Source organism: Arthrobacter sp. 10N44_2 (genome assembly GCF_056394385.1).
The window spans coordinates 1-17,553 of the sequence record NZ_JBFTHT010000019.1 but is presented as its reverse complement, the minus strand read 5'-3'; the positions used below and the strand labels follow the sequence as shown (position 1 = coordinate 17,553).

The 17,553-nt window shown below is 68.0% G+C and carries 16 protein-coding genes and 1 rRNA gene; 4 read left to right on the top strand and 13 right to left on the bottom strand.

Going from position 1 to position 17,553, the window contains the following annotated elements; translation table 11 throughout:
- Positions 1-3: 3 nt before the first annotated feature.
- From AC1DBX_RS17345 to AC1DBX_RS17330, 4 genes are all read left to right on the top strand, one after another.
- On the top strand, positions 4-663 hold the full coding sequence (locus AC1DBX_RS17345; protein ID WP_028277407.1) for a GntR family transcriptional regulator: 660 nt from the start codon (positions 4-6) through the stop codon (positions 661-663).
- A complete protein-coding gene (locus AC1DBX_RS17340; RefSeq protein WP_476857878.1) occupies positions 656-2,176 on the top strand; it encodes an MmgE/PrpD family protein in 1,521 nt (506 codons plus the stop codon). The genes AC1DBX_RS17345 and AC1DBX_RS17340 overlap by 8 nt, the downstream gene beginning before the upstream one ends.
- The gene (prpB, locus tag AC1DBX_RS17335) at positions 2,176-3,078 is read left to right on the top strand and encodes a methylisocitrate lyase (protein ID WP_476870546.1); all 903 of its coding nucleotides are present in this window, start codon (positions 2,176-2,178) and stop codon (positions 3,076-3,078) included. Before AC1DBX_RS17340 ends, prpB begins: the two co-directional genes overlap by 1 nt.
- Before the next feature lie 62 nt (positions 3,079-3,140).
- Positions 3,141-4,280: a bifunctional 2-methylcitrate synthase/citrate synthase gene (locus tag AC1DBX_RS17330; protein WP_476932324.1), complete on the top strand. Its 1,140-nt coding sequence runs from the start codon at positions 3,141-3,143 to the stop codon at positions 4,278-4,280.
- A gap of 93 nt (positions 4,281-4,373) precedes the next feature.
- Here AC1DBX_RS17330 and AC1DBX_RS17325 read toward each other — a convergent pair whose 3' ends face one another.
- The 13 genes from AC1DBX_RS17325 to rrf form a co-directional block, all read right to left on the bottom strand.
- Positions 4,374-4,856 carry an 8-oxo-dGTP diphosphatase gene (locus tag AC1DBX_RS17325; RefSeq protein WP_476932323.1) on the bottom strand — a complete coding sequence of 161 codons (483 nt, stop codon included), beginning with the start codon at positions 4,854-4,856 and terminating at the stop codon, positions 4,374-4,376.
- Between the two features lie 35 nt (positions 4,857-4,891).
- The gene (locus AC1DBX_RS17320; RefSeq protein ID WP_476932322.1) at positions 4,892-5,260 is read right to left on the bottom strand and encodes a hypothetical protein; all 369 of its coding nucleotides are present in this window, start codon (positions 5,258-5,260) and stop codon (positions 4,892-4,894) included.
- A gap of 395 nt (positions 5,261-5,655) precedes the next feature.
- Entirely contained in the window at positions 5,656-6,177 is a 522-nt protein-coding gene (locus AC1DBX_RS17315) for an RNA polymerase sigma factor (protein ID WP_476859879.1), read from the bottom strand.
- A 110-nt stretch (positions 6,178-6,287) separates the two neighbouring features.
- The gene (gene xerD, locus AC1DBX_RS17310; protein WP_476850472.1) at positions 6,288-7,319 is read right to left on the bottom strand and encodes a site-specific tyrosine recombinase XerD; all 1,032 of its coding nucleotides are present in this window, start codon (positions 7,317-7,319) and stop codon (positions 6,288-6,290) included.
- Between the two features lie 8 nt (positions 7,320-7,327).
- Complete coding sequence (locus tag AC1DBX_RS17305) at positions 7,328-7,990, bottom strand: NUDIX domain-containing protein (protein ID WP_476850379.1); 663 nt, start codon at positions 7,988-7,990, stop codon at positions 7,328-7,330.
- Positions 7,991-8,017: 27 nt separating this feature from the next.
- The gene (locus tag AC1DBX_RS17300) at positions 8,018-9,811 is read right to left on the bottom strand and encodes a CTP synthase (RefSeq protein WP_476932321.1); all 1,794 of its coding nucleotides are present in this window, start codon (positions 9,809-9,811) and stop codon (positions 8,018-8,020) included.
- Between the two features lie 100 nt (positions 9,812-9,911).
- Complete coding sequence (gene recN, locus AC1DBX_RS17295; protein WP_476850377.1) at positions 9,912-11,648, bottom strand: DNA repair protein RecN; 1,737 nt, start codon at positions 11,646-11,648, stop codon at positions 9,912-9,914.
- A gap of 3 nt (positions 11,649-11,651) precedes the next feature.
- Complete coding sequence (locus AC1DBX_RS17290) at positions 11,652-12,689, bottom strand: NAD kinase (protein ID WP_476850376.1); 1,038 nt, start codon at positions 12,687-12,689, stop codon at positions 11,652-11,654.
- Positions 12,690-12,711: 22 nt separating this feature from the next.
- Positions 12,712-13,524, bottom strand: a complete 813-nt coding sequence (locus AC1DBX_RS17285; RefSeq protein WP_459384348.1) for a TlyA family RNA methyltransferase — start codon at positions 13,522-13,524, stop codon at positions 12,712-12,714.
- The gene (locus AC1DBX_RS17280; RefSeq protein WP_230010829.1) at positions 13,521-13,859 is read right to left on the bottom strand and encodes a hypothetical protein; all 339 of its coding nucleotides are present in this window, start codon (positions 13,857-13,859) and stop codon (positions 13,521-13,523) included. Before AC1DBX_RS17280 ends, AC1DBX_RS17285 begins: the two co-directional genes overlap by 4 nt.
- Before the next feature lie 9 nt (positions 13,860-13,868).
- A complete protein-coding gene (locus AC1DBX_RS17275) occupies positions 13,869-14,858 on the bottom strand; it encodes an HAD-IIA family hydrolase (protein ID WP_476932320.1) in 990 nt (329 codons plus the stop codon).
- 4 nt (positions 14,859-14,862) lie between these two features.
- A complete protein-coding gene (locus tag AC1DBX_RS17270) occupies positions 14,863-16,983 on the bottom strand; it encodes a hypothetical protein (protein WP_476932319.1) in 2,121 nt (706 codons plus the stop codon).
- A gap of 450 nt (positions 16,984-17,433) precedes the next feature.
- Positions 17,434-17,550, bottom strand: a 5S ribosomal RNA gene (gene rrf / locus AC1DBX_RS17265).
- Positions 17,551-17,553: the final 3 nt, after the last annotated feature.

Below are 17,553 nucleotides of genomic sequence, written 5' to 3'. Positions count from 1 at the left end.
AGGATGCGCGCCAGCGACAAGGCCTACGCGGCCCTCCGCGACGACATCATCGAATGGCGCCTCCTGCCCGGAACCGTGCTCGCGGAGGTGGAACAGTCGGCGCGCCTCGGCATCTCCCGCACCCCGCTGCGGGAGGCCCTGAGCCGGCTCACGGCCGAAGGGCTGACGACGACGGCGGGCGGCCGCGGCGTCGTCGTCACCGACATTTCCCTGGACGACATCGACGAACTGTTCGAACTGCGCGAAACCCTCGAGGGCAGGGCCGCCGCCCTGGCCGCCGAGCGCGGCGACCCCGCAACCTTCGATGCGTTGCGGCGCGAACTGCTCCAGGCCCCGGAACTGATCGGCGGACAGGATCCGGCCCTGCACGACTATTACGGGCTGGTCGGACGGCTGGACGCGGCCATCGACGCCGCCATTTCCAACGCCTACCTCGTCCAGGCCATGCGCAGTCTCCGCGTCCACCTCGTGCGCGTCCGGCGCCTGGCCGCCGACGACGCCGCCCGGCTTACTGCCGCGGCCGCCGAGCACGCTGCCATCGCCGAGGCGATCGCCGCCGGCAACCCGCGCCTGGCCGAGGCCGCCACCACGCTTCACCTGCACCGCAGTCTTTCGCACGTCAAAGCCACCCATACACCTCAGCAAAGGGAGCACCATGGTTAAGGAACACCACGTCCGCGTTTACAAGAGCGAGGAAAACCTGGGCCGCGAGGACCAGCTCGCCTACAAGATCGCCAAGGTCGCCGCGGATCCCGTGGAGGTCACCGATGAGGTCACCGACATGGTGATCAACCGGATCATCGACAACGCCTCGGTGGCGGTTGCCTCGCTGAACCGCGCCCCGATCGTCGCGGCCCGGGCCCAGGCCCTCACCCACGGTCCCAGCACCGGCGGCAAGGGCGCCAAGGTCTTCGGCATCGAGGAACGCGTCTCCCCCGAATGGGCCGCCTGGGCCAACGGCGTCGCGGTCCGTGAACTCGACTACCACGACACCTTCCTGGCCGCGGACTACTCGCACCCGGGTGACAACATCCCCCCGGTCCTGGCCGTCGCCCAGCACGTCGGTTCCAGCGGCCGGGACCTGGTCCGCGGCATCGCCACCGGCTACGAGATCCAGGTCAACCTGGTCAAGGCCATCTGCCTGCACAAGCACAAGATCGACCACGTGGCCCATCTCGGCCCGTCCGCGGCCGCCGGCATCGGCACCCTGCTGGGCCTCGACGTCGAGACCATCTTCCAGTCGGTCGGCCAGGCGCTGCACACCACCACCGCCACCCGGCAGTCCCGCAAGGGCGAAATCTCCACCTGGAAGGCGCACGCCCCCGCGTTCGCAGGCAAAATGGCCGTCGAATCCGCGGACCGGGCGATGCGCGGCCAGACCTCGCCCGTACCGATCTACGAGGGCGAAGACGGCGTGATCGCCTGGATGCTGGACGGCCCGGACGCCTCCTACACCGTGCCGCTGCCTGAGGCCGGCGAGGCCAAGCGGGCCATCATGGACACGTACACCAAGGAACACTCGGCCGAATACCAGGCCCAGGCGTGGATCGACCTCGCCCGCAAGCTCAACGGCGAACACCCCGAGGTCACGGACCCGGCCAATGTCGAATCCGTGCTGATCAAGACCAGCCACCATACCCACTACGTGATCGGCTCCGGCGCCAACGACCCGCAGAAGTACGATCCCACGGCCAGCCGCGAGACGCTGGACCACTCGATCCCGTACATTTTCACTGTCGCCCTGCAGGACGGCACCTGGCACCACGTGGACTCCTACGCCCCGGAACGCGCTGGCCGCCCCGACACCGTGGAACTCTGGCACAAGGTCACCACGGTCGAGGACCCGGAATGGACCCGCCGCTACCACTCCCTGGACATCGCCGAGAAGGCCTTCGGCGGCACCGTGGAGATCACGCTCAAGGACGGCACGGTCATCACCGATGACATCGCGGTCGCCGACGCCCACCCGCTGGGCGCCCGGCCGTTCGCCCGGGAGCAGTACGTCAACAAGTTCCGCACCCTTGCCGCCGGCCTCGTGGCCGACGAGGAGATCGAGCGCTTCCTCGCCGCCGCCGCCCGGCTCCCCGAGCTCGCCGCCGGCGAGCTGGACCAGCTGAACATCCAGGCCGCCGACGGCGTGATCGACCTCGCCGGCGCCCCGAAGGGACTCTTCTAATGTTGTATTCGAAAGTCACCCCGGAACAAAAGCGGATCCGGTTCCGCGAAATCCTCGCCTCCGGCACCATCGCCCAGTTCCCCGGCGCGTTCAACCCGCTGTCGGCGCGGCTGATCGAGGAGAAGGGCTTCGCCGGGGTGTACATTTCCGGCGCCGTCCTCGCCAATGACCTGGGCCTGCCGGACATCGGGCTGACCACCCTCACGGAGGTCGCCACCCGCGCCGGGCAGATCGCCCGGATGACGGACCTGCCGGCAATCGTCGACGCCGACACCGGCTTCGGTGAGCCCATGAACGTGGCCCGGTCGGTCCAGGAACTCGAGAACGCCGGCCTGGCCGGCTGCCACATCGAGGACCAGTTCAACCCCAAGCGCTGCGGCCACCTCGACGGGAAGAACGTCGTGGACCTGGAAACCGCCACCAAGCGGATCCGGGCCGCGGCCGATGCCCGCCGCGACCCGAACTTCCTGATCATGGCCCGGACCGACATCCGCGCCACGGACGGGCTCGGGGCCGCCCAGGAGCGCGCCAAAGCGCTCGTGGAGGCCGGTGCGGACGCGATCTTCCCGGAGGCGATGAAGGACCTGGCCGAATTCCAGGCCATCCGCGACGCCGTCAACGTCCCGATCCTGGCCAACATGACCGAATTCGGCCAGAGTGCCTTGTTCACCGTGGAGGAGCTGGCCGGCGTCGGTGTCAATATGGTCATTTATCCGGTGACGCTGCTCCGTAGTGCCATGGGCGCTGCGGAGCGTACTCTGGAATCGATTAAGGCCGACGGAACCCAGGAGGCACAGGTTGGAAGCATGCTGACCCGTGCGCGTTTGTACGATCTCGTTGATTACGAGGCTTACAACCGTTTCGATACCGGAGTCTTTAATTTCCAGATCCCCGGTAAGTAAGCCCCGCATAGAACCTCCGGCACGTGCCGGTATACAGGCGTTAGGAACAAAGGAGTTTCAGCATGGCTGAACAGGACATTAAAAAGGGCCTCGCCGGCGTCGTGGTGGACTACACCGCAGTCTCCAAGGTCAACCCGGACACGAACTCGCTGCTGTACCGCGGCTACCCCGTCCAGGAACTGGCTGCCAAGTGCAGCTTTGAGGAAGTCGCGTACCTGCTCTGGAACGGCGAGCTGCCCGACGCGGCGCAGCTGGCGGAGTTCACCGCCCGGGAACGCGCCGGGCGTGCCCTGGATCCGGTCGTCAAACAGGTGATTGACGCGCTGCCCACCACCGCGCATCCCATGGATGTCTGCCGGACTGCCACGTCGGTGTTGGGGGCCCGGCACCCCCTCGCCGAGGACGCCTCGCGCGAAGCCAACCTGGCCAAGGCCATCGATCTGTTCGCCGCGATGCCGGCCGTGGTGGCCTACGACCAGCGGCGCCGGCACGGCCAGGACGTGGTGGAACCCCGCGAGGATCTGGGCTACGACGCCAACTTCCTCTGGATGACGTTTGGTGAGGAGGCCGTCCCCGAAGTAGTCGACGCGTTCAATGTCTCCATGATTTTGTACGCCGAGCACTCCTTCAATGCCTCGACCTTCACGGCCCGGGTAATCACCTCCACGCTCTCGGACCTGCACTCAGCCGTGACCGGCGCCATCGGGGCCCTCAAGGGATCGCTGCACGGCGGTGCCAACGAGGCCGTCATGCACACCTTCGACGAGATCGGCATCCGGCCGGAGGAGTCCCTGGAGGACGCCCACGTCCGGGCCAAGGCTTGGATGGAGGACGCCCTGGCCCACAAGAAGAAGGTCATGGGCTTCGGCCACCGCGTCTACAAGCACGGCGACTCCCGGGTGCCCACCATGAAGTCGGCGCTGGACAAGATGATCGCGCACTATGGTCGGCCGGAGCTGCTGGGCCTCTACAACGGGCTCGAGACGGCGATGGACGAGGCGAAGGGGATCAAGCCGAACCTCGACTACCCGACCGGACCCACGTACCACCTCATGGGCTTCGACACCGCCACGTTCACCCCGCTGTTCGTCGCCAGCCGCATCACAGGCTGGACGGCGCACATCATGGAGCAGCTGGATTCGAACTCCCTCATCCGTCCCTTGAGCGAGTACAACGGCGTCGAGGAACGGCACCTGGCGTAGCAGGGCTTCCTGCGGGACGCACGGGACCGGACAGCCGGCACGGGCCGGCCACCTATTCGTAGGTGGCCGGCCCGTGCTGTTTGCCCGCGGACTTCAGCGCCGCGGGATCCGGACCGACGCAACAGTCTCGTTGTCCTCGTTGAGGACCACGACGACGTCGATCGTTTCGCCTGCCAGCGCCGGAGGCAGCCAGTGCCCCGCATCCTGCCACATCCGCTCCAGCGGCAACGCCGCGGAGTCGAACCATTCGGGCGTGATTTCCGGGCTCTCGGCGGGTTCGCCGTGCCACCGCCGGGTGGTGAAGAGCCGGCACGACATGTTCCAGTCAGCCCGGGCCGGAAAGATGAACTCGACAACGCCGGCGTGGGCCAGGTCCTCTTGGAGCACTATGATCCCGGCTTCTTCCCAGACCTCGCGGACCACGGCCTCGGCGTCGCTCTCCCCCGGCTCAACGTGGCCGCCGATTCCCACGATCTTGCCGATGCCAAAGCCGGTCCTTTTCATGCCCAGCAGCACCTCGGTGCCGCTCTCCGCCTCACGGAGCGGGAAGCAGAGAGTGACTGGCGTGAGCTTCATGTGCTCAACCCTATAGCTGCCGCAGGCTGCCGGCGCTATCCGGCGGCCGGGCCGTCGCCGACAAGCTGCGGCCTCAGTTCGACCGGTATCCCCTTCTGCGCGAATTCCTTGTCCATGGCCTGCTGCGGCGTGAGGCTCTGGTTGTTCGTGGCTTGGAACTCCCAGTTGTAGACGCTGGACCACTCCTGCCGGACATCGCAGAGGAATCGGCCGTTCTGCAGTTTGGCGATCTTGAACCAGGCGTTGCCGCCGTCGAGCTGGAGCGCCCGGATCCCGTCACCGGAAATGGAATAGGCGAGCCAGCCGCCGGCGCAGCCCAGCACCGTGTAGTAGCCCTGGTCGGCGGGGGCAATCGGGATGATCGCGCGCTGCTGGTCATTGCGCTGCTGGTCAATGTTGGCCAAGGTGCATGCGACCCCGCCGGTGCTCAAAGCGGCTGGACCCGCTTTCGTGGGAGACGACGGGGCGGCTGGTGAGGCAGCGGACGGGGTTGGGGACGACGGCGATGGGCTGGCGGAGGCAGTCGGGGCCGGGATGCCCGTCTGGGCCGGCCCCGGCGCTGGTTGCGGCATCAGATTGCCGCCGACAACCACCGCGCCAACGATGGCTGCAGCGGCCAGTACAGTCGCGGCCGCAGCCCGCACGGCATTCCGTCGTGCCGGAGCGCGCCCTGCCAAAAGGACGACATTCGGATCCGTGGAAAATACGATTGAGCGGGCAGAGTCGCTTCCCGGCTCTGCTCCCGGCGCTCCCACCCGAGGTTTTGCATCCCTCATGAGCTGTTCGATGCGGTCCATGGCTAGTCCTTCCGTTCGGTCATGAGATGTGAGGGGGCAGCTTTCGCAAACGCCCGGCGTGCCCGGTGGAGGCGAACCGCAGCGGCGGATGAGGAACATCCCAGCGTCTGCGCCAGTTCAGCGATGGTCAGCTCGTCCCAGTAGCTGAGCATGAGGACCTCGCGGTCCCGCTCCCTGAGCTGCACCAGCACCTCTGCCACGGCGCCTCGTTCTTCATTGTTTGACTCGGGGATTTGGCTGCGCGCATCGTCTTTCAGCCTTTCGACAAGTTCCTGGCGGCGACGGCGGCCCTTGTACTCATTGCCGACCACATTCCGGGCCGTTGCCAACAGCCAGCCAATGCCGGGCGGTTCCGACAGCTCCTTCTCCCAGGCAATTCTGAAGACGTCCGCGGCCAGTTCCTCGGCGCGGTGCCGGTCACTGATACGGCAGGCAATGTAGCGGTAGACCCGCGCGGAGTGTTGGGTGTGCAGATCAATGAACGCTTGCTCTTTGGCAGCCAACATGGTGGTTCCCCCGGACATCGATGACTTCTTCTTGCTGTGTAAGTGTCCAGTGAACGGCATTTTCTTACACAGGCCCGCAAAAAAGTTTGCCGGCACCGGCGCGGTGCGGGGACCCGGCGGACTACGCCTTAGCCCAGGGCGCGCGGGTGCGCGGCGGCGTAGATCTCCCGCAGCGTATCGGCCGTCACCTGGGTGTAGACCTGCGTGGTGGTCACCGAGGCGTGCCCCAGCAGCTCCTGCACCACCCGGACGTCGGCACCGCCCTCCAGCAGGTGGGTGGCGAAGGAGTGCCGCAGCGTGTGTGGCGAAACGTCCTTGGTGATGTGGGCCTTGTCCGCCGCCGCCTTCAAAATGGTCCAGGCGCTTTGCCGGCTGATCCTGCCGCCGCGGGCGTTGAGGAACAGGGCGGGGGTGCCCTTGCCCTTGGCGGCCAGCAGGGGCCGGCCACGGACGAGGTAGGCGTCAAGGGCTCGTGCCCCGTAGGATCCGAGCGGGACGAGGCGTTCCTTGGACCCCTTGCCGAAGAGCCTGACGATCGCGGGCCCGTCGCCGGCATCGGACCCGCCGGAGGTGTGCAGGGAAATGTCGTCAACGTCCAGGCCCACGGCTTCGCTGATGCGGGCACCGGTGGAATAGAGGAATTCGAGCAGCGCGCGGTCGCGCAGGCCCGTTGCCGTGTCCGTGCCGGCCGCCTCGAGGATCCGGGTGACCTCATCGACGCTGATGGCCTTGGGCAGCCGCTTGCCGGGCATGGGCGGGTGGACGTCGCTGGCCGGGTCGGTGGACGTGATGCCTTCGAGGGCCCAGAACTTGTGGAGTCCGCGCACCGCCACCACCGTCCGGGCCGCCGAGCGGATGCCCAGGGCGGAGCCGCCGTCGGACCCGTCGGAGAGCGCCTGAACGAATCCGGTGACGTCGTGCCGGGTAATCTCCGCGGGGCGTTCCCGGCCGGCGTGGGCCAGATGCCTGGCGTAGCGGGCCAGGTCCCGCCGGTAGGCGGAGAGGGTGTTGGCCGCGAGGCCCCGCTCCACGCCCATGTGCTGCAGGTAGTCAGTGATTGCGCGGTCGATCGCCGTCAACGCCCTGGCGGGCGGGCGCTCGGGAGCGGCTGCCTGCGCCGGGGCCGGAAGTTGCGCCGGGGCCGGCGGTTCGGCGATCAGCGGCTCCACTAGCGCTGGCTGGGATGGGCGGGCCAGGGCGCGTCGGCCGGGCGGAGACTTTCGAAATTGCCCGCGCGGGCGGCGGCAGCGGCCAGGACGCCGACGACGGCGGACGGGTTGTGGAGGCGGCCGTCAAGGACCGCCTGCACGGCCTCGTCCAGCGGGGTCCAGCGCAGTTCGATTTCGGCTTCCTCGTCCGTGCGGACGTGCCGCTCATGTCCCGGCACCTCACTCAGGCCGCGGGCCAGGTAGATGCGGATGGCCTCGCTGGAGGAGCCCGGGGAGTTGAAGAAGTCCGCCAGCACGTTCCAGCGGTCCGCGACAAGGTCCGCTTCCTCGGCCAGTTCGCGGGCGGCCCCGACGACGAAGTCCTCCCCTTCGACGTCAAGCAGCCCGGCGGGGATCTCCCAGAGGTCCATGCCGACGGGGTGCCGGTACTGCCGGAGCAGCAGCACGTCGCCGTCGTCGTTCATCGGGAGAACCGCCACCGCGCCTGGATGGTCGATGTAGTCCCGGACCAGGGTGTCGCCGTCGTCGTTGAGCTGGAAACTGTCGCTGACGACGTCCCAGATCCTGCCCTCGTACACCTTTCGGGACGACAAAAGACGGCGCGGGCTCGGCTCATCCGAAACCTGCCGTGCAGCATTGGGGGTCTCAGACATACCGGGCATCGCGCCGTCCTTTGATTCAGTTGGAAATTACTTGGACACTGCTGCCGACGAGGGCTTGGGCGCAGGTGCCGGGGCATCGGCCTTTTCACTCGGGCTGCTGCTTGCAGCGTTCGCGGCGTCGCCGGCCCGCTGGTGGCCAAGGGCAGCCTCAATCAGGCCCGCGAACAGCGGGTGCGGGCGCGTGGGCCGCGAGCTGAGCTCGGGGTGCGCCTGCGTGGCCACGTAGTACGGGTGGACGTCGCGGGGAAGTTCCACGAACTCGACCAGTTTGCCGTCGGGCGACGTTCCGGAGAACGACAGGCCCTTGGCGGCGATCTGATCGCGGTACTTGTTGTTGACCTCGTAGCGGTGCCGGTGCCGTTCGCTGACCTTCGTGGCGCCGTAGGTCTCGGCGACGACGGAGCCTTCGTCGAGCTTGGCCTCGTACAGGCCCAGGCGCATGGTGCCGCCGAGGTCGCCCTTGCCGTCAACGATGTCCAGCTGCTCTTCCATCGTGGCGATGACGGGGTACTTGGAGTCCGGCTCGAACTCGGACGAGGACGCTCCCTCGAGGCCGACTACGTTGCGGGCATACTCGATCACCATGCACTGCAGGCCCAGGCACAGGCCCAGGACCGGGAGCTTGGTTTCGCGGGCGTACTTCAGGGCGCCGAGTTTGCCTTCCAGGCCGCGGATGCCGAAGCCGCCGGGAACGCAGATGGCGTCGACGCCGGCCAGGGACTGCACGGCGCCCTCACGGGTTTCGCATTCGTCCGAGGGGACCCAGCGGATCTTGACCTTGGTGTCGTTGGCGAAGCCGCCGGCGCGCAGGGCCTCCGTGACGGACAGGTAGGCGTCAGGCAGGTCGATGTACTTGCCCACGAGCGCGATCTCAACTTCGTGCTTCGGGTTGTGGACGGCGTCGAGCAGCTTGTCCCAGCTGGTCCAGTCCACATCCTTGAACGGCAGGTCCAGGGCGCGGACGATGTAGGAATCCAGACCCTGGGAGTGCAGGGTCTTCGGGATGTCGTAGATGCTCGGTGCGTCCGGGCAGCCGATCACGGCGTCGATGTCGACGTCGCACATGCGGCCGATCTTGTCGCGCATCGGCTGCGGGACTTCTCGGTCCGACCGGATCACGATTGCCTCGGGCTGGATGCCGATGGAGCGCAGCGCGGCAACGGAGTGCTGCGTCGGCTTGGTCTTCAACTCCTGCGACGGGCCGATGTAAGGCACGAGGGACACGTGGAGGAAGAACACATTTCCGCGGCCGATGTCCTGGCGGACCTGGCGGGCGGATTCGAGGAACGGCTGGGACTCGATGTCGCCCACCGTGCCGCCGATTTCGGTGATGATGACGTCGGGGGCGTTCTTGCCCTCGGCGGGAAGCCGCATGCGCCGCTTGATCTCATCGGTGATGTGCGGGATGACCTGGACGGTGTCGCCGAGGTATTCGCCGCGGCGTTCCTTCGCGATGACGGTCGAGTAGACCTGGCCGGTTGTGACGTTGGCCGATCCTTCGAGGTTTTCATCGAGGAAGCGCTCATAGTGGCCGATGTCCAGGTCCGTCTCGGCGCCATCGTCAGTGACGAAGACTTCGCCGTGCTGGAAGGGGTTCATCGTGCCCGGATCCACATTCAAATAGGGATCGAGCTTTTGCATTGTTACAGACAGACCGCGTGCCCGCAGGAGGTGGCCGAGGCTCGAAGCCGTCAGTCCCTTACCGAGCGAGGACGCTACACCACCGGTGACGAAGATGTGTTTGGTCGTCTTGGACGAGCCCGGAAACCGGGAATTTACACGAGAGTTTGATCGCTGCACCACGGGGTTTGAGCTTATCATCAATTCGGCCTTCCACGGGTTCCTTGGCGGGATCCCGATGTGATTGTTGTCCTAGCAGCGGTCCTTGCGGGAGTCCCTGCGGAGGTCCTTTCGGGCCCGCCTAGCTTTGCGGGAGGAGTTTGGCGTCGTCCAGCAGCTCCTGGGCGTGGGCCTGGGCTGATTCGGAGTCCTCTTGGCCGGCCAGCATGCGGGCCAGTTCGCGGACGCGCTCGGCCTCGTCCAGCAGCTGCACGTCGCTGGAGGTGAAGCCGGTGGCGGTAGCCCCGTCAGCGCCCCGCACGGAGGTCTTGGTGACCCTGATGTGCTGGTTCGCGAACGCGGCCACCTGCGGCAGGTGGGTCACCACGAGGACCTGGACGTGCTGGGCCAGCATCGCCAGCCGGCGCCCGATCTCGACGGCGGCACGGCCGCCGACGCCGGCGTCGACCTCGTCGAAGACAAACGTCGGGACGGGATCGACGGCGGCAAGCACCACCTCAATGGCGAGCATGACGCGGGAGAGTTCACCGCCCGAGGCGCCTTTGCCCAGCGGCCGGGCCGGCGCGCCGGAGTGCGGCTGAAGCAGGAAGGAGATCTCGTCGGCCCCGAACGGTCCCAGCTGGCCTGCGGGCTCCACATTGATGACCAGGGTGGCATCGGCCATGGCCAGCGCCGTGAGCTCAGCGCTGACCCGCGCGGAGAGGTCCTTGGCGGCCTTGGTGCGGGCCTTGCTGATCCCGGCGGCCTTCTTCCGGAGCTCGGTTTCGGCCCGTGCGACTTCGGCGTCCAGCGCTTCGATCCTGGTGGAGTCGTCCTGGAGTTCCTCGTGCCGGGCCCGGGCCTCCTCCGCCCAGACCAGCACCTCGTCGATGCTCGGCGCGTACTTGCGGACCAGCTTGGCCAGCGCGGCCCGTCGGTCCTCGATTTCGGCGAGCCGTTCCGGGCCCTCCGTGTCAAGGGCGGCCTGGTAACTGGCGAGTTCAGCGGCGACGTCGTTGAGCAGGAAACCGACCTCGGCCAGGCGCGCCGCGGCAGAGCCCAGCTCCCCGTCGTGTTCGGCCACGTGCTCCAGGGTGCGTTTGGCAGCGTCCACGAGGGTGGTGGCGTCGGCTTCTTCACCGAAGTCCTCGGCGATGAGGGCCTGGTGGGCGGTGCTGGCCGCGATCCGCAGTTCCTCTACGTTGGCCAGTTTCACGGCCTCGGCCTTGAGGGCCTCGTCCTCCCCCGGCTGCGGGTCCACGGCGTCGATCTCGGCCAGGGCAACGTGCAGCGACTCGGCCTCGCGGAGGCGTTCACGCGCGGCACTGCGCAAGGAGTCCAGCTCGCCCTGGCTGGCATGCCAGTGCGCGTAGAGGTCCTGATAGGCGGTCAGCGCGCCCGCAAGGCTCTCGCCAGCGAATTTGTCCAGGGCGCCGCGTTGCGCCACCGGGCTCTTGAGCCGGATCTGGTCCGACTGTCCGTGCACCACCACGAGGGTTTCGCCGATTTCGGCCAGCACCCCCACCGGCGCGGCGCGTCCGCCCAGATAGGCCCGGCTGCGGCCGTCAGCTCCGACGCTGCGGGCCAGCAGCAGTTCCACACCGCCGTCGAACTCCTCCACCTCGGCCCCGGCTTCCCTGCACCGCGCGACGGCAGCGTGGCCGGCGTCGAGCTTCAGCACAGCCTCCGCCGAGGCGCTCTTCGCGCCGCTGCGGACGGCGCCGGCGTCGGACCTGGCACCGAGGAGCAGCCCGACGGCGGTCACCACCATGGTCTTGCCGGCACCGGTTTCACCGGTCACCACGCTGAGGCCCGGGCCCAGCGGCAGGGTGGCGTCGGTGATGACGCCGAGGTCGCGGATACGCAGTTCTTCAAGCATGGTTCACTTCTCGGTTGTGGGATCTGGCAAGGGATCGGGCGCGTCACCGGGTTCGGCGTGGCGCGGCGAGGGAAGCGGCGGCATGGGACGGGGCGTGCGGATGATCGGGAGGGGGCCGGTGTGGATGGCCCGGGTTTGGGGCACGGGCCCGCGCCAGCCCTGGATGGGGAGCTGGAATTTGCGCACGAGCCTGCCGGAGAAGGGGGTCTGGTGCGTCCTGGCCAGACGCACGGGCGTTGCGGAGCGGGTCACTTCGACGCGCGCGCCGGGCGGCAGATCCACCGAGCGGCGGCCGTCGCACCAGAGGACGCCCTGGGCGTCGGTGCGGTTCAGGATCTCGACGGCGAGCCGGGACCGCGGCGAAACCACGAGCGGCTTCGCGAAGAGGGCATGGGCGCTGATCGGCACGATCAGGAGGGCCTCGACCTCGGGCCACACCACGGGACCGCCGGCGGAAAACGCGTAGGCCGTGGAGCCTGTGGGCGTGGCCAGGACGACGCCGTCGCAGCCGAATGAGGTCAGGGGGCGTTCGTCGACTTCGGTGACCACCTCCAGCATCCGTTCCCGGTTGCCTTTTTCGATCGCGGCCTCATTCAGGGCCCAGGTGTGCCAGATCTTCTGGCCGCGGACCCAGACCTGGACGTCGATCGTCATGCGCTCTTCCACCGTGTAGTCACGGCTGGCGATCCACTCGACGGTCTGGGCGAGGTCGGCCCGTTCGCTCTCGGCCAGGAACCCCACGTGGCCAAGGTTCACCCCAAGCAGCGGCACGTCGACTTCGCGGACCAGTTCGGCAGCCCGGAGGATGGTGCCGTCTCCGCCGAGGACCATGACAAGTTCCACGTCGGGCAGCTTCACGTGGTCGTGAAGGACCTCGACCGGGTGGTCGAGCCGGCCGAAGAAGCGGACCATGTCCCCGAGCTCGTTCTCCTGCAGCACGGGGACCAGCCCGGATTCGTGCAGCAGCGCACACGCTTCCCAGGCAGCCTTGAGGGACTCCTCGCGCCCTGTGTGGGCCAGGATCAGGACACGCCTGCTCATCAGGTTCCGCCTTCTGGTGGTACTAGTGGTTCGGCCAGATTGTTCCGAGCAACGCAGCAACAGCTGCGTCCCGCTCCTCGATCTTAGGCGGGACTTCCGACATCGCGCGTTTTATCCACAGGAAGTATTCGACATTGCCGTCCTGGCCCGGCAGCGGGCTCTGGGCGAGGCCTGACAAGACCAGGCCCGCGTCCACGGCGGCGGCAGCCACCTTGCCCACGGCGAGCCGGCGTTCGCGTTCCGAGGTGACCACGCCGGTCCGGCCCAGCCGGTCCTTGCCGATCTCGAACTGTGGCTTGACCATGAGGACGAGGTCGCCGCCGGGCAGGGTGCAGGCCGCGAGTGGCGCCACCACAAGCGTCAGCGAGATGAAGGACAGGTCAGCCACCGTCAGGGCGGCCGGTCCGCCGATTTCCGCGGCCGCCATGTAGCGGACGTTGAGGCCTTCGTGCACGGAAACCCTGGAGTCATTCCGGATTTCCGGCACCAGCTGGCCGTGCCCCACGTCGACTGCCACCACGTGGGCCGCACCGCGCCGAAGCAGCACATCGGTGAACCCGCCGGTGGAGGCGCCGGCGTCGAGGCACCGTTTGCCTGCGACGTCGACGGCGGGAAAGGCATCCAGCGCGCCGGCCAGCTTGTGCCCGGCGCGGCTGACGTAGCCGTCCTCGGCCGAGGCCGTGACGTCCAGCGCGGCGTCCTCCGGGACCTGCAGGGACGCCTTGGCGAGGACCTCGCCCCCGGAGCTCACCTTGCCCTCGGCAATGAGCCGGGCGGCATGGGTCCGGGACCTGGCGAGCCCCCGGCTGACGAGTGCCTGGTCAAGCCGGCTCACGATCCCCCGTTCCCCGCGGCATGGATACGGCGCGCCACGCCGGCGTGGCCGGCCACGTCTTCGTTCAGGGCCTCCAGCAGGGCATCATGCATGCCCGCATAGACTTCGCCGTGCCCGGACACAGGCATTTGCCGCACGGCCCCGAGGCGGTCCAGGACAGCGTTGACGGCCGGATCCAGGACTGCTGCCGCGTGCTCTGGTGCGGCGTGCCCGGACAGCTCCGCCGGGAGCTGCTGCGACGGCAGCTCGGGCCAGGCGACATCGGCCGCAGGGGTCGGCGCCTCAGCCGGCTGTTCGTCTGGGGCCTGGTCCAGTCCCTGGTGTAGCTCGCTCATGTGTCCAGCCTAGTGATCGGACCACTCGAGGACCGGAGCCAGCGCGCTGGTCGTCTCGGGGTTTGCGGCCCACCAGGCCGAACAGGCGGCACGCCACGAATCGAGGTCGGCGGGGTCGCCGCTGATGTGGACCGACTGCCCCCGCACGACCGCCGAGGCCGTGCCGCTGCGGAACCGCCCGGCGTCGTGCTCTACGGCAGGGTATGGCGCGTACAGGCCGGTCAGATCATTGATGAGGAAATCGGGGCGTTCCACGGATCGTGCCGCGAGGATCGATTCCCTCGTGTCCACTCCGGTCAGCACGGCGACGGTGGCGAAACCGGCGTTGTTGCCGCCCAGGATGTCGGTGTCCAGGCGGTCGCCGACGACCAACGGCCGGTCGGCCGCCAGCCGCTTGGCGGCAGTGTGGAACAGTGGGGCTTCGGGTTTGCCGGCCACGATCGGACTCTTGCCGGTCGCGGCTGCCACGGCGGCGACGAGCGTCCCGTTACCGGGGGCAATTCCACGCGCCTGGGGAATGGACCAGTCCGTGTTGGTGGCCACCCACAGGGCGCCGCCGGCGACGACGTACGATGCCTCGGCGAGGTCCTTCCAGCCAAGTTCCGGACTAAAGCCCTGAACGACGGCGACGGGGGCATCCTCCGCGCCGCGGACGGGAACCAGGCCAACCAGTTCAATTTCCTGGGCAAGTGCGGCACTGCCCGTGATCAGCACGTGTGCCCCGGCCGGCAGCATCGACGCCAGCAGCGCTGCCGCTGCCTGCGAGGAACTCACCACCTGGTGGTCCTCGGCGGGGGCGCCGAGATCGCGCAGGTGTTGGGCCACCTGTGCCGGGGAACGGGATGCGTTGTTGGTGACGTAGCCCAGCCCGACGCCCACCCCGGCCAGCCGGCGCAGCGACTCGACGGCCCCGGGAATGGCGTTGGGGCCGGCATAGACAACGCCGTCAAGATCGGAGAGCAGGGCATCAAAGGTGGCGATCAGGGCGGTTCCCGTCATGCGATTAGTCCTCCACATTTTCGTGCTGCGCCGGCTCTGAGTCAGCGGAGAGTTCCTGGTCCGCGTCATCGTTCAGTTCCAGGTCGGCCTCGTCGATCGCTTCGCCGTCGGCTTCGTCATCAGCTTCGTCATCAGCTTCGTCGAGCACGTCGGATTCCACTGAATCCAGGTCAGACTCGGCGTCGTCAGACTCGAAGTAGCCGGCTTCGGCGTCGTCGGCTCCGTCGTCGCTGGCGAGCTCATCGCCCGCGTTCAAGCCGGCCACTCCGGCTGCGGCGCCGGTGGCTTCTGCCGCGGCACCGGCACCGGCGGCACGCGGTGCGCGCTCTTCGGTTCCGGCGTGCGTGTCGGCATGCTCCTGCGCGCGGAGGCGGCGCTGCCGTTCCTCCTCGCGGGCTTCTTCTTCCTCGTCCCAGCCGAGATCGATGATGTCGGGTTCCTCGTCAGCCCCGAGGCCCAGCGCGTTTTCGGCCACGGTGGCCTGGCGTTGCCATTTGGCGGCTTCGGCAGCGCGGCCGGCTGCCGTCAGCGCGTCAGCATAGGCACGGAACAGCCGGGGGCTGTAGGAAAAGGCGCGGTTGATGTCCAGCTGCGGGATTTCCAGTTCGGAAACCGCGGCGTCGAGCTGCCCGAGGTCGGTGCGGGCCCCGGCTGCAACGATGGCCAGTTCCACCTTGCCGGGGGCGTCGAGATCCTTGGCTTCGTCGGACCGGGCCATGTCCAGTGCACGGTCCGGGCGGCCAAGGCCGCGTTCGCAGTCGGCCATGACGGGCAGGTGCATGTTGGAGCCACTGATCCGGCGGTAGGTCCGGAATTCCCGGAGGGCTTCACCATAGTGGCCGGCTGCGTAGGCCGTCAGGCCGACAGCTTCGCGGACGGACGCGAGGCGTCCGCCACGGCGGCTGGCTGCCAGGGCATGCTGGAAGGCAAGCTCAGGTTCTTCGTCCAGGAGCCTCCCGGCCATGACGAGGTGGCGGGCCACCCATTCGGCGCTGGTGCCTTCGAGGGTCTTGATCTGGTGCTGCGTGGCGCGGTCAAGCTCCTTGCCCGTGACGTCCTCGTCGATCTGGGGTGAACGCTCCCGGTCCGGGCGGTTGGCGCTGCGGAGGTCGCGGGCATTGGGCACGCGAACCGGACGGTCCTCGGGGCGGTCGCGTCCGTACTGGCGCGGGCCTGAGTCGCCACGGTCGAAGCCCCGTGCGGGACGATCCTCGCGGGTGCCGAAGGGCTTGCGGTTCTCGCCGCTGCCGTACGGCTTGCGGTCACGGTCGCCACCGCCGCCGAAGCTGCGCTGGCCGCCGCCTTCACGCGGGGCACGGTCACCATACGGCTTACGGTCACGGTCGCCACCGCCGCTGTACGGCTTGCGGTCACCATAGGACGGGCGGCTGTCGCCACCAAAGCTGCGCTGATCCCCGCCGTCACGCGGGGCACGGTCACCGTACGGCTTACGGTCACGATCGCCACCACCGCTGTACGGCTTACGGTCACCGCCGCCGCTATACGGCTTACGGTCACCATAGGACGGGCGGCTGTCGCCACCAAAGCTGCGCTGTCCCCCACCTTCACGGGGAGCACGATCACCGTACGGCTTACGGTCACGATCGCCACCACCGCTGTACGGCTTACGGTCACCATAGGACGGGCGGCTGTCGCCACCAAAGCTGCGCTGACCCCCACCTTCACGCGGAGCACGATCACCATAAGGCTTACGGTCGCCGCCGCCGAAGCTGCGCTGTTCCCCGCCCTCACGCGGAGCACGATCACCATAAGGCTTACGCTCACCACCGCCGCTGTACGGCTTGCGGTCACCATAGGACGGGCGGCTGTCGCCACCAAAGCTGCGCTGACCCCCGCCCTCACGCGGAGCACGATCACCATAAGGCTTACGCTCACCACCGCCGCTGTACGGCTTACGCTCGCTGTTTCCGAAGCCGCGCTGATCCCCGCCCTCACGAGGAGCACGATCACCATACGGCTTGCGGTCACGGTCTTCCCTGGAACGGAATCCGCGGGGATCGCCGCCAGAGTTGCTGGTGCCGCGGAAAGGGGCTCCACCGGAACTGCGTCCGCCCGAGTTGCCGGGGGCCTTGCCGCCGCGGTTGCCATCATTGTGCTCAGCCATGCTGGAATCCTCCTGTTGTGAGCTGACCACTGGCGCAATCGCAGCCGCTCTGTTCCGTGTTTCGTTTCCTACGCAACCCGAAATCAAGCGCTTCGAAGTCCGTACATCTCCCCCAATTCTAGGCGAGCAACCCGCCACCGGCTAACGGCATCAGGTCGACGGGGGCCCGCGGTGGGAAGTCTCACAACCTCCCGGGGCACTTCTGTCGGCGGCCGCCGGCTGGCGGGCAGTTGGGTGGTCGACGGCGGCTGTGACGCTCCCCCACCTTGGGCGGGAAGTCCGGTGACGCTCCCTCACGTTTGGCGGGGTGTGGCGGGATGCTCCCGCAGGTTTGGCGGGGTGTGGCGGGATGCTCCCGCAGGTGTTGCCGGGGTCCCGGCCCTGCCGGAGAGGGGGGTTAAATGCGGGAGGACCCCCACGTGTGGTGGGGGTCCTCGACCGTTAATGGTGTTCCGGCGGTGACCTACTCTCCCACACCCTCCCGGGTGCAGTACCATCGGCGCTGTGGGTCTTAGCTTCCGGGTTCGGGATGGGACCGGGCGTTTCCCCCACGCTATGACCGCCGTAACC